The following is a 12,280-nucleotide window of genomic DNA, read 5'->3' on the forward strand; positions in this document are numbered from 1 at the left end:
GCGTCCGCGCTGCTTTGTGGCCGGGGAATGACCCTGGCCACAAAGCCGCGTGACACTGGACACAAGCGCACCACAAACGCCATGGCAAGGTGGAGCATGTATTAGTGGTTCGCTAAGGTGAACTTTGGTAGTGACAAATGAAAGGGAACCGGCCGGCCGGCACAATCACGGCAGACGGTTCCAAGACCAGATGATGCGTACTCTCGTGTCATCGTTCACGCGAGGGAGCGTTTTAGTGGCCGATCAGGCAACTGCGCAAGAATTCGACATCCTGGTACTCGGCGGCGGCAGCGGCGGCTACGCAACTGCCCTGCGGGCTGTTCAGCTTGGACTCACCGTCGGCCTCATCGAAAAGGCCAAGCTCGGCGGCACCTGCCTGCACAACGGCTGCATTCCCACCAAGGCGCTGCTGCACTCCGCAGAGCTCGCCGACCATGCCCGTGACTCGGCCAAGTACGGCGTCAACGTCACGCTCGACAGCATCGACATCACGGCTGTCAACGCCTACAAGGACGGCATCATTGCCGGCAAGTTCAAGGGGCTGCAGGGCCTCATCAAGGGCAAAAAGGGCATCACGGTCATTGAGGGCGAAGGCAAGCTCCAGGGCACCGACACCATCGTCGTGAACGGCACCGCGTACAAGGGCAAGAACATTGTCCTCGCGACCGGCTCCTACTCCCGCACCCTGCCGGGCCTGGAAATCGGCGGCAAGGTCATCACCTCCGACGAAGCCCTCACCATGGATTACATCCCCAAGAGCGCGATCATCCTCGGCGGCGGCGTCATCGGCGTCGAGTTCGCTTCGGTCTGGAAGTCCTTCGGCGTCGACGTCACCATCGTCGAAGGCCTCCCCTCGCTGGTCCCGAATGAGGACGCAACGATCGTGAAGGCCTTCGAGCGCGCCTTCAAGAAGCGCGGCATCAAGTTCTCCACCGGTGTCTTCTTCCAGGGCGTCGAGCAGAACGACGACGGCGTCAAGGTCACCCTCGTGGACGGCAAGACCTTCGAAGCCGACCTCCTGCTGGTCGCCGTCGGCCGCGGCCCGGTCACGGCGAACCTCGGCTACGAAGACGCCGGCATCACCATCGACCGCGGCTTCGTCATCACCAACGAGCGCCTGCACACCGGCGTCGGCAACATCTTCGCCATCGGCGACATCGTCCCCGGCGTGCAACTGGCGCACCGCGGCTACCAGCAGGGCATCTTCGTCGCCGAAGAGATCGCCGGCCTGAGGCCGGTCATCGTCGAGGACGTCAACATCCCCAAGGTCACCTACTCCGATCCCGAGATCGCCACGGTCGGCTACACGGAAAAGGCCGCCAAGGAGAAGTTCGGTGACGACCAGATCCAGACCCAGGAATACAACCTCGCCGGCAACGGCAAGAGCTCCATCCTGGGCACCACGGGCCTGGTGAAGCTGGTCCGCCAGAAGGACGGCCCCGTGGTCGGCGTGCACATGATCGGCGCCCGCATGGGCGAGCAGATCGGTGAAGCCCAGCTGATCGTGAACTGGGAAGCGTACCCGGAAGACGTGGCCGCACTGGTCCACGCCCACCCGACCCAGAACGAGTCGCTGGGCGAGGCGCACCTGGCCCTGGCCGGCAAGCCCCTTCACGGCTAGCAGTTCCGCCCGCACCACCGCAAGAACTCCGAGCGCAGTGCACCCGGCCCGAAATGCCGGGTGCACTAAGCTCGACCAAGGCAGCAATCATCCGCACTAAAGATCAATAAGGAGAACGGGGACGACATGTCTGAATCCGTTAACTTGCCCGCCCTCGGTGAGAGTGTCACCGAAGGAACCGTCACCCGCTGGCTCAAGCAGGTAGGTGACCGGGTAGAGGTGGACGAGCCGCTGCTCGAGGTCTCCACCGACAAAGTAGACACCGAGATCCCCTCTCCGGTCGCCGGCGTGATCGAGGAAATCCTCGTCGCCGAAGACGAGACCGCTGAAGTCGGCGCACCGCTCGTGCGGATCGGCGACGGCTCCGGTTCCGCAGCCGAAGCTGCCCCGTCCGCAGGCGCGGGCGAAGCAGCCCCGGCCGAGGAAGCCCCCGCGGAGTCCCCCTCCGCAGCCGAAGCCCCGGCCCCTGCCGCCGAGGCCCCCGCTGCGCCGGCCGAGGCTGCCGCCCCGGCCGGCGAAGGCCACGAAGTCACGCTCCCCGCGTTGGGTGAAAGCGTGACCGAAGGAACCGTCACCCGCTGGCTGAAGAGCATCGGCGACACCGTCGAGGTCGACGAGCCGCTGCTCGAGGTCTCCACCGACAAGGTCGACACCGAGATCCCGTCGCCGGTTGCCGGCACGCTGCAGGAAATCCGCGTCAACGAGGACGAAACGGCCGAGGTCGGCTCCGTCCTGGCCGTCATCGGTTCCGGCGCGGCCGCCCCCGCCGCAGCTCCCGCCGCCGAAGCCCCCAAGGCTGAGCGGCCGAAGGCCGAGGCCCCCGCCGCCGCTCCGGCTCCCGCAGCCGCCCCGGCACCGGCAGCCGCCCCGGCCGAGGCTCCCACGCAGGAAGCCCCGAAGCACGAAGCCCCCGCGGCTGCCGCTCCGGCCGAGTCCGGCTACGTGACTCCCCTGGTCCGCAAGCTGGCCAACCAGCAGGGCGTGGACATCTCCTCCCTCAGCGGCACCGGCGTCGGAGGCCGCATCCGCAAGCAGGACGTGCTGGCAGCAGCAGAGGCCAAGGCGGCTCCGGCCCCCGCGGCAGCAGCTCCGGCAGCGTCCGCAACACCCGCGGCACGGCCCTCCGCGGACCTGCCCTCGCTCCGCGGCACCGTGCAGAAGGCTCCCCGGATCCGCCAGGTCATCGCCCGCCGGATGCGCGAGTCGCTGGACATCTCCACCCAGCTGACCCAGGTCCACGAGGTGGACATGACCAAGGTCGCCAAGCTGCGTGCGAAGGCCAAGAACTCCTTCCAGGCCCAGAACGGCTCCAAGCTGACGTTCCTGCCCTTCATCGCCAAGGCCGTTGCCGAGGCCCTGAAGCAGCACCCGAAGGTCAACGCCTCCTACGACGAGGACAAGCAGGAGATCACCTACCACAACGCCGAGCACCTGGCGATCGCTGTGGACACCGACAAGGGCCTGCTGGTTCCGGTCATCTCGGACGCCGGCAACCTGAACCTGGCCGGCCTGGCCGGCAAGATCGCCGACGTCGCCGACCGCACCCGCAACGGCAAAATCGGCCCGGACGAGCTCTCCGGCGGAACCTTCAGCATCACCAACATCGGTTCCGTGGGCGCCCTGTTCGACACCCCGATCATCAACCAGCCGCAGGTTGCCATCCTGGGCACCGGCGCGATCGTCAAGCGTGCCGTGGTGGTCGCCGACGAGAACGGCGATGACTCGCTGGCCATCCGGTCGATGATGTACCTCTCCCTGACGTACGATCACCGCCTGGTCGACGGCGCCGACGCGGGACGTTTCCTGCAGACGCTGAAGGCCCGCCTTGAGGAAGGCGCCTTCGAAGCCGACCTCGGCCTCTAGGGTCCAACACCACACCGACGGCGACGGCGGTGCGGGCGCCGGTGGGAAACCACCGGAGTGCCCGTACCGCCGTCGCCGTCTTTGTTGTTCCGTCCCGGAACCGCCCCGCGGGTCCTACTACAGTGCGTAGAAGACTCTGGCTACACTGATGCCATGAACATCGTCTATAACGTCATGGTCTTCCTGCACATCATCGGCGCCGCCATGATCGTCGGCATCTGGATCGGCCAGATGAAACAGCCCACCGTCCACCCCCGCCAGTTCGACGGCGCGGCCCTGCAGCTCCTCACCGGGATCGTCATGATGGGGCTCATCCCGGTTTTGGACAAGGATGCCAACTACGCCAAGCTGGGCATCAAGTTCGGGATCGCCCTCGTGGTCGTGGTGCTCGCGTTCATCGGCCGCCGCAAGTACAAGAAGGACGAGCCGGTCAGCAGGGCCCTCGCCCACAGCGTCGGCGGCCTGGCACTGCTCAACGTGGCCGTCGCCACGCTCTGGCAGTAGTCCCCGCCTGCCTTAACGACGGCGGCGACGCACCCCTTGCGGGTGCGTCGCCGCCCTCGTCATGCCGGACCGTCAGTCGCCGGCGATGCAGAATTCGTTGCCCTCGGGATCCTGCATCACGTCCACGGCGTTGACCATGATCGTGGCGATGCGAGACGGGGGCGCCGCACCGGGTTCAGTGATTTCCGTGAGTGCACTGTACGCGGTCACAATCCTCTCAGAGCGGACACCCGTGCGCGGGCGGCGCCGAATCCCTAGGATTGGACACGGCAGGATTGAACACGCCACGGTCCGGCGCTTCGCCGGGCCGCGGATTCACAACGACGAGGAGTGGACATGGCAGCAACACGCACCGCACACACTGTATGGAACGGCGACCTGATGACGGGCGCCGGCAACACCACGCTGGACAGCTCCGGACTGGGCAACTTCGATGTCACGTGGAAGGCGCGCGCCGAGGCTTCCGAGGGCAAGACCAGCCCTGAGGAGCTGATCGCCGCCGCGCACTCGGCCTGTTTCTCCATGGCCTTCAGCCTCGCCGTCGCGCAGGCCGGCCACAACCCCGAGGAAGTCAACACCAAGGCGGATGTCACCTTCGTGCCCGGCACGGGCATCACGGACAGCCACCTGACCGTCAGCGCGCGGATCCCCGGGATCACAGAAGAAGAATTCCAGCGCATCGCTGAGGAAGCCAAAGTGGGCTGCCCCGTCTCGGCTGCCCTCACGGGCATCAAGATCACCCTGGACGCAACTCTTGCCTCCTAGCGCCTGACGCGCCAACGCCGAAAGCCCCCGTTCCCTGCAGGTCAGGGAACGGGGGCCTTCACATTTGGCCTTGTGCGCCCGCGGGCGCCGGGACCTAGCTGCGGGGCCGGCGGGCGGGCAGCGGGGCAGGCCGCACCTTCCGGTAGCCCTCGCGGAGCGGCGGCCGGTCCGTGGGCAGTTCCTCGATCATTTCCTTCAGTGCGCCGATCCCGTATTCGAGCTGCGGGTCGGTTCCGGCCGCATACGCATGCGGCGGGAAGGTCACCTCGATGTCGGGGCTGACGCCGAAGTTTTCCACGCCCCAGCCCACGCCGCCGGAGAACCACGTGGCGTAGCGCGGCTGCGTGACGCCCGTACCGTCCGCGAGGGCGAAGCGGTTGTCGATGCCCACGACGCCGCCCCAGGTGCGGGTGCCGATGACCGGGCCGATCCCCCGCAGCTTGGAGACCTGGGTGATGATGTCGCCGTCGGATCCGGCGAACTCGTCGGTCAGGATGACCACCGGGCCCCGCGGTGCGTGGTGCGGGTAGGTCCGCGGCTTCTCGCCGCGCGGCATGCTCCAGCCCGTGACCTTCCGCCCGATGAGTTCGGCCACGAGCTGCGAGGTGTGCCCGCCGCGGTTGCGCCGGACGTCCACGATCAGCCCGTCGAGCGCCGTTTCGGTGTCGAGGTCGCGGTGCAGCTGGGCCCAGCCGTTGGCGAGCATGTCCGGGATGTGCAGGTAGCCGAAGGTGCCCTGCGAGGCTTCGCGGACGGTGCGGCGGTTCGCGGCAACCCATTCCTGGTAGCGCAGCCGTTCCTCGTCCTTGACCGGCACCACGGCCACACGGCGCTGTTTGCCGGCCGCCGCGCCGTGGCCGGCCCCGTTGCGCAGGGTGAGTTCCACGGCGCGGCCGGCCGCGCCGACCAGCTGCAGTGCGGGGGTCCGGGTTTCCGTGAGCTCCACGCCGTCGATGGCCAGGAGCACGTCGCCGGGTTTGGCGTCCGCGCCCGGACGGGTCAGCGGGGACGTGGCCAGCGGGTCGGAGGATTCCCCGGCCAGGATCCGGGTGATTTCCCAGCCGGCACCGGTGAAGGCGAGGTCCGCGCCGAGCCGGCCCTGGCCGTTGCTGCCGTTCTCGGTGAGAGCGACGGGACGGACGTAGGCGTGGGACGTGCCGAGCTCGCCGTGGAGCTCCCAGAGCAGGTCCACGAGGTCGTCGTGCGAGCCGAGCCGGTCCACGATCGGCCGGTAGCGGGCGTGCACGGAATCCCAGTCCTGGCCGGCCATGTCCTCGGTCCAGAAAAAGTCCCGCTGGAGGCGCCAGGTCTCGTCAAAGGCCTGTCCCCAGACCCGCAGCGGTTCCAGCTGCACGCGGATCCGGCCGAGGTCCACCTTGACCAGTTGGCCGGACTCCTCGTCCGCTTTCGCCCCGGCCGGGGCGACGCGGATCTGCTTGTCCTGCAGGTACACCACTTTCTCCCCGTCGCCGGAGAGACGGTAGCTGTCCAGTGCCTCCACGATCGTGGCGGTGCGGCGCTTGGCCAGATCGAACCGGACCAGGCACGGCGCGGCGTTCTTGTCCTCCAGGCTCGCGCGGCCTTCGCCGGTGGCGCCGGTGAGCTCGCTGTCCAGCCAGAGCAGGGCACCGTCGGTGGCCGTGAGGTCAGAGTAGTTGCCCTGCGGGACCGGAACGGAGATGACGCGGTGGGCCAGGCCGTCGGCGTCGACCCGGACGGCAGGGACCGTGTCCTTGGCGCCGTCGGCAGGGGTCCCGGCAGGAACATCCTCGGACTCCGCTTCGGCCGTCAGGTCAACGGTGGGGCCGAACGGGGACGGGGTGTCGGCGGCGAGGGCCACAAGGTAGGGCTTGATCGGGCTGGGGAAGGACAGGTCGAAGGAGTGTCCGTCGTAGACCGGGTCGAAGCTGCGGTTGGAGAGGAAGGCCAGGAACTTGCCGTCCGGGGTGAAGGACGGCGATTCGTCGCGGAAGCGGCCGTCGGTGACCTCGATGATGGTGCGCTTCTGGGCGCCGGCACCGGCGGCGTCAACCTTCGTGAGACGCAGCCGGCTGCGGGAGCCGAAGGACGTGACCGGCTCGGACCAGCCCAGCCACGCCGAATCCGGGGACCAGCTGAAGCCGTCGATGCTGCCTTCGCCGATGCTGCTCACCAGCGACATGGTCCCGGTGCGGGTGTCGGCGAGGTAGATATCCCCGAAGGCCGTGCCGACGGCCAGCCAGGTGCCGTCCGGGCTGGCCTCGATGGCGCTGGCCCGGTTCGGTTTGGGGAAGTCGATCCTGGTCAGCCCGACGGAGGCGGCATGCGGAGCAGGCGCGGCGTCGACGGCGTCGGAACCGGCGGTGTCGGCAGCGTCCTGATCAGTGCTGCGTGCGGGGGCGGCCGTGGGCGCGGCGGGGACCGGGACGGGGACGGGGACAACCGAGTCGGGCCGGGTGAGGGCCGCGGCGGAAACCGGCTGCGGCAGCGCCGCGCCGGCGTCGGCGCCGGTGTCGGCGGCTTCCTGCTGCCCGGCAGCTGCCGGCGAGGGATTTGCGGGGGTTCCGGGGGTTCCGGGGGTTCCGACGGCCACGTTCCCGCCCGGAAGCGGTGCGGCGATGGCCTTCAGGTACAGGGCTTCGACGCCGTCGTGGTCGGCGACGTAGGCGATCCGGCCTTCGCCGAACGGCCGGGGCAACCGTGCCCGGACGCCGGGCGTGGCTTCCAGCACGCGGGACGGTCCGTCCTTGTGCCGCAGCCAGTGGAGGGTGCCGTGGGATTCGACGGCGCTGGACGTTCCGGTGCGGTCCGGGGTGACCTCGCCGAGGTGACGGGAGGGCTTGAGCGGGGCGGGGCGGCGGCCCTGGGAGGCCGAGCCGAGCGTGATGGGAAGTTTGACGGCGTCCGAGCCGAGGTCCGGCACGAGCCAGAGTTCCCCGGCCGATTCGAACACGATGCGGCGGCCGTCGGTGGCCGCGTGGCGGACGTAGAAGTCCTCGTGGTCCGTGTGGCGGCGGAGATCGCTGCCGTTGGGCAGGACGGAGTAGAGGTTGCCGTAGCCCTCGTGGTCGGACAGGAACGCGATCCGCCCGTCCACCCACATCGGGTCGGTGAGGTTGCCGTCCAGCTCGGCGGCGAGGCGTTCGAATTCGCCGTTTCCGTCGCCGTCAATCCACAGCTTGCCGGCGGTTCCGCCGCGGTAGCGCTTCCACCAGGCGGGTTCGCGGGACAGGACACTGGCCAGGACCACGGGGCGTTCGTCGCCGACGACCGGGCCGTAGGCCACGGACTCGACCGGGCCGAACGGGAGTTCCTGCGCCCAGCCTCCCGTGACGGGCAGGCTGTAGGCGTGGGTGTGGCGGCTGTCCGACTGGCGGAAGGCGCTGGTCACCACGATCCCGCCGTCGGGGGTGAAGCCCTTGACCCGGGTGGAGCTGTGGCCGAAGTAGCTCAGCTGGCGGTAGCCTCCGCCGTCGACGTCCGCGGTGACCACTTCCGGTGCCGTCCCCTGCACCACTGTCCACACGAGGCGCTTGCCGTCCGGAGTGAAACGGGGGTTGCGGGCGGGCAGCTGCAGCGAGGAGACCCGCCAGGCGCGGCCCCCCTCGAGGGGGGCTATCCAGACGTCGTCCTCGGCCACGAAGGTGACCAGATCGCCGTGCAGATGCGGGAAGCGGAAGTAACTCGAAGAAGTCATCGTTCGATCATAGTCAAGACCAGGCCCGCTCCCGGGGAGGTGTCCCGGCCGTGCCGGGCATGGTGAGATGGATCATGCGAATCATTGTTGCCGGAGCCTCCGGGCTGATCGGAACCGCCCTTTCCAACGCCTTGCGTCACTCGGGGCACGACGTCGGCACCCTGGTCCGGCGGCCGCCCGCCTCTCCGTCCGAGTTCCAGTGGGATCCGGCCGGGGGCAGCATCGATGACGCCGCCCTCCGCGGGGCCGACGCGGTAATCAACCTGTCGGGGGCCGGAATCGGCGACCGGCCCTGGACGCGGTCCCGCATCAACGAACTCCACAGCTCGCGGCTGGGGGCGACCCGGACCCTGACGACGGCGATGGCCCGGCAGGAGGCACCGCCCGCGGCGTTCCTGAGCCAGTCGGCCTCCGGTTACTACGGCGATGCCGGCCCGGTGGTGTTGCGCGAGAATGCGCCGGCCGGCTCCGGCGTCCTCGCCCGGATCTGCGTCGACTGGGAGGCCGCGGCGCACGAGGCTCCCGCCGGCGTCCGCGTTGTCACGCCGCGCACCGGCGTGGTCCTGAGCCGTTCCGGCGGCGCGCTGGGGCGGCTGCTGCCGCTGCTGCGCCTCGGCGTTGGCGGGCCGCTCGGCAACGGCCGGCAGTACTGGCCGTGGATCAGCCTGCCCGATGTGGCCGGGGCGTTCGGCTTCCTGCTCTCCGCGCCGTTGTCCGGCCCGGTGAACGTCTGCGCCCCGGAAAGCGCCGACGTGAACTCCCTGATAGCCCAGCTCGCCGGCGCCCTCCACCGCCCGGCGCTCTTGCGGGTCCCGGCGCCGGTCCTGCGGCTGGTGATGGGCAAGCTCGCCGATGAACTGCTGCTGTCGAGCCAGCGGATGGAACCGGCAGTACTCAACGACGCCGGTTTTCAGTGGCAGCACGCTTCCCTGCACGAGGCAGCCGCGTGGGTCGCCGGACGCGGCCCGGAGCTCTGAGCCGCCGCCCGGGACCCACCCGCCCGGATATTCCGGCGCCGTCAGGGCGGGCCCGGGAGGATCTCCTGAATCCGCCAGCGGCCGTCGACCGGCACCAGCACCAGCCGGAGTTGCTGCTCGTCCCCGGCGGTCGCCTCCGCGACCACGGCGCCAGTGGCGTCCCGCTCCTGATAGGCGGGCGAGGCCGCGGTGACGGCCACGACAGCGCGTGCGGGGCCGCTGTCCGGGGACTGTGCCACGGCCGTCAGCACGGTGATGAAGCCCGCCAGGACATGGCCGGCTTCCGTGAGCCGCGCACGAATCCTGTCATCCGCCGCCGCAGCGGACGACGCCGGTGCATTGACCTCATCGAGCAGGCGCATATCCCCGGAACTGAAGGCCAGTGAGCGGAGCCGGGCCAGTCCCTGCACCGCCTCCTCCGGGCTCTCCGAGCGGAGCTGGACCTGCACGTCCGGCGGCACGGCCGCCGGTTGGGGTGCCTCCCGTGCCGTGAGCTGTGACGGCGGAGCTGTGGCGTTTTCCGCCGCTTCCTCGTTCCCGGTGGAAGCCGCGGGGTACAGCACCGGGAAGAGGGCGGGCACCCGGGCTCCGGCCAGCAGCCAGGCAGCCGGGAGGACCAGCAGCACTGCCAGCAGGACCGACGCCATGCGGAGGCGGCGGTAACCACGGCTCCGGTACTCCCCGCGGCCGGAACGGCTCCGGCCGCCTGCGCGCCTCCACCCCACCGGGCTCGACGCCGCCCGGTGCCTGGTGGGTTCCCGGTGCCTCGTGGGTTCCCGGTGCCTGGTGGGTTCCCGGTGCGGAGCGGCTGGCCGGCGCTTCCGGGCGCTGCGCCACCGGCCAATCAGTCGTTCCTTCCTGAGCGCCCCCGGGCTGCAGTCCAGGGTCCGCCGGGTCAGCAATTCCGGAACCACGGTCGGGTGGACGGAGGCGGACAGGTCCACGGGCTCCGCCGCGGCGCTGCGGAAGACGGCGGCGGCAAGCTCGGCCGCGGCCGGCCGGAGCCGTCGGTCCTCGTGCAGGCCGGCCTCCAGCGCGGCGGCCAGCGCCGCCGGAACCCCCGGCACGAGCAGCGGCAACGGCGGTCGCTGCTCCCCCGGTTCCGGAGCGCGTCCGGTCAGGCAGTACCAGCCCAGGGCCGCGAGGGAGTACACGTCGCGTTCGGGCTGCAGGCCGGCCCGCACGGCATCGACCGGTGCGGGATCGCGGAATCCTGCGGTGCCCGCCCGCGGTACCGTCCCGGCGTCGGCCACCATCCGCGCGATGCCCAGATCGGCCAGCAGGGGTTTGCCGTGGGCGGTGAACAGCACATTGCCGGGGGCCACGTCGCCGTGGGTGAAGCCCTGGCCATGCAGGTACGCCAAGGCCTGCGCGATCGGCGTCAGCACCGTCACCGTCTCCCCCGGACCCAGGCTGCCGCGGCCGGCCACCAGCGCGGCCAGCGAGCCGCCGGGCGCGTAGTCCAGCAACAGCCCGGACCCGTCGCCTCCGCCGGCGGTTGCTTCGGGAGGGTGGTGCACGCGCACGACGGCATGTGCCCGGGCCAGGTGGTCGTGGTCCAGGGCTGAGAGAATGCGGACTTCACGCCGCATTCCCTCTTCCCCGTCGTCCCCTTCCGGCCCCGGTCCGCTGCCTGAGGCAAAGCATTTCACCGCATAGTCCCGGCCCGTCGATGTCTCGGTGACAAACCAGACCGTGGCGCTGCCGCCGCGGCCCAGGCAACGGCCGACGTCGTAGCCGGGCACCATCGGGGGCGTACCGACTGCTGGCGGGTTATCTTCCATCCCCAAGGAATAGCGGATCCCGCGGAATCCTGCAGAAGTTATCCACAGGCGTGAGAGCTTAAGCACACAATCGGGTACGACGGCGGGTGAGGTCTAAGCTGGATGCCATGACTCTTGAGTTCTCCCGGCTGGGTCTCGCCCCGGATTTCGTCGACTACACCCGCGGCTGGGAACTCCAGCGCGAACTCCACGAGAAGGTCGTCGCCGGCACCGCGCCCAGCACCGTATTGCTGCTCGAACATTCCGCCGTCTACACGGCCGGTAAACGCACCGAGGACCACGAACGCCCCTTCGACGGAACCCCGGTGGTTCCCGTGGACCGCGGCGGCAAGCTCACTTGGCACGGTCCCGGACAGCTCATTGGCTACCCGATCATCAAGCTGAAGAACAAGGCCGGCATCCGCGACTACGTGGAGCGGCTGGAAGCGGTCATCATCGCCGTCCTGGCCGACTACGGCATCGCCGCCGTGCGCATCAGGGGGCGGGCAGGCGTCTGGATCGAACAAGACGCAAAGGGCCCGGACCGCAAGATCGCCGCCATCGGCATCCGCGTCCACGAGGGCGTCACGATGCACGGCTTCGCCATCAACGCCAACAACGATCTTGCGCCCTACGCCCAGATCATCGCCTGCGGGATCACCGACGCCGGCGTCACCACGATCGCCCAGGAGACCGGGCGGGACGTCAGCCCGGCGGACCTCGTGTCGCGGATCACCGAAGAACTGCGCAACAATGAAGAAGCCCTAGTTGCAACCCACGAAGGAGCACTACTGTGACACTGGCACCAGAAGGCCGGAAGATGCTGCGCATCGAGCAGCGAAATGCGGCCACACCGGTGGAACGTAAGCCGGAATGGATCAAGGCCAAGGTCCAGATGGGCCCGGAGTTCGTGCAGCTCAAGAAGCTGGTCAAAAAGGAAGGCCTCCACACCGTGTGTGAAGAGGCCGGCTGCCCCAACATCTTCGAATGCTGGGAAGACAAGGAAGCGACCTTCCTGATCGGCGGCTCCGAGTGCACCCGCCGCTGCGACTTCTGCCAGATCGACACCGGCAAGCCCTCCCCCGTGGACATGTTCGAGCCCACCAAGGTG

Annotated in this window: 9 protein-coding genes and 1 pseudogene; 7 read left to right on the forward strand and 3 right to left on the reverse strand. The window is 69.3% G+C overall.

Features of this window, described 5'->3' with window-relative positions; genetic code table 11:
- Positions 1-235: 235 nt before the first annotated feature.
- The 3 genes from lpdA to ABIB51_RS14090 all read left to right on the forward strand — a co-directional run bounded on the left by lpdA (position 236) and on the right by ABIB51_RS14090 (position 3,988).
- Complete coding sequence (gene lpdA, locus ABIB51_RS14080; RefSeq protein WP_354189013.1) at positions 236-1,621, forward strand: dihydrolipoyl dehydrogenase; 1,386 nt, start codon at positions 236-238, stop codon at positions 1,619-1,621.
- A 126-nt stretch (positions 1,622-1,747) separates the two neighbouring features.
- Positions 1,748-3,484 carry a 2-oxoglutarate dehydrogenase, E2 component, dihydrolipoamide succinyltransferase gene (gene sucB / locus ABIB51_RS14085; RefSeq protein WP_354189015.1) on the forward strand — a complete coding sequence of 579 codons (1,737 nt, stop codon included), beginning with the start codon at positions 1,748-1,750 and terminating at the stop codon, positions 3,482-3,484.
- Between the two features lie 153 nt (positions 3,485-3,637).
- On the forward strand, positions 3,638-3,988 hold the full coding sequence (locus tag ABIB51_RS14090) for a hypothetical protein (protein WP_354189017.1): 351 nt from the start codon (positions 3,638-3,640) through the stop codon (positions 3,986-3,988).
- A gap of 72 nt (positions 3,989-4,060) precedes the next feature.
- Here the strand turns inward: ABIB51_RS14090 and ABIB51_RS14095 are convergent, their stop codons facing one another.
- The gene (locus ABIB51_RS14095) at positions 4,061-4,198 is read right to left on the reverse strand and encodes a hypothetical protein (protein WP_354189019.1); all 138 of its coding nucleotides are present in this window, start codon (positions 4,196-4,198) and stop codon (positions 4,061-4,063) included.
- Between the two features lie 126 nt (positions 4,199-4,324).
- On the opposite strand from ABIB51_RS14095, the gene ABIB51_RS14100 reads away from it, so the two are divergent.
- Positions 4,325-4,753: an OsmC family protein gene (locus ABIB51_RS14100; protein ID WP_354189021.1), complete on the forward strand. Its 429-nt coding sequence runs from the start codon at positions 4,325-4,327 to the stop codon at positions 4,751-4,753.
- 94 nt (positions 4,754-4,847) lie between these two features.
- Here ABIB51_RS14100 and ABIB51_RS14105 read toward each other — a convergent pair whose 3' ends face one another.
- Entirely contained in the window at positions 4,848-8,429 is a 3,582-nt protein-coding gene (locus ABIB51_RS14105; protein WP_354189023.1) for a S41 family peptidase, read from the reverse strand.
- A gap of 74 nt (positions 8,430-8,503) precedes the next feature.
- Here ABIB51_RS14105 and ABIB51_RS14110 point away from each other — a divergent pair, with 74 nt between their 5' ends.
- Entirely contained in the window at positions 8,504-9,406 is a 903-nt protein-coding gene (locus tag ABIB51_RS14110; RefSeq protein WP_354189025.1) for a TIGR01777 family oxidoreductase, read from the forward strand.
- A 41-nt stretch (positions 9,407-9,447) separates the two neighbouring features.
- Here the strand turns inward: ABIB51_RS14110 and ABIB51_RS14115 are convergent, their stop codons facing one another.
- Positions 9,448-11,190, reverse strand: coding sequence for a serine/threonine-protein kinase (locus ABIB51_RS14115; RefSeq protein WP_354189027.1), 1,743 nt, complete (start codon positions 11,188-11,190; stop codon positions 9,448-9,450).
- A gap of 86 nt (positions 11,191-11,276) precedes the next feature.
- On the opposite strand from ABIB51_RS14115, the gene lipB reads away from it, so the two are divergent.
- Complete coding sequence (gene lipB / locus ABIB51_RS14120; RefSeq protein WP_354189029.1) at positions 11,277-11,966, forward strand: lipoyl(octanoyl) transferase LipB; 690 nt, start codon at positions 11,277-11,279, stop codon at positions 11,964-11,966.
- Positions 11,963-12,280 (forward strand): annotated as a pseudogene (locus tag ABIB51_RS14125) (lipoyl synthase); the annotation flags it as partial. The gene lipB and the pseudogene ABIB51_RS14125, both read left to right, overlap by 4 nt.

The organism is Arthrobacter sp. UYCu712, from assembly GCF_040547005.1.
In the GTDB taxonomy this organism is placed as follows: Bacteria; Actinomycetota; Actinomycetes; order Actinomycetales; family Micrococcaceae; genus Arthrobacter.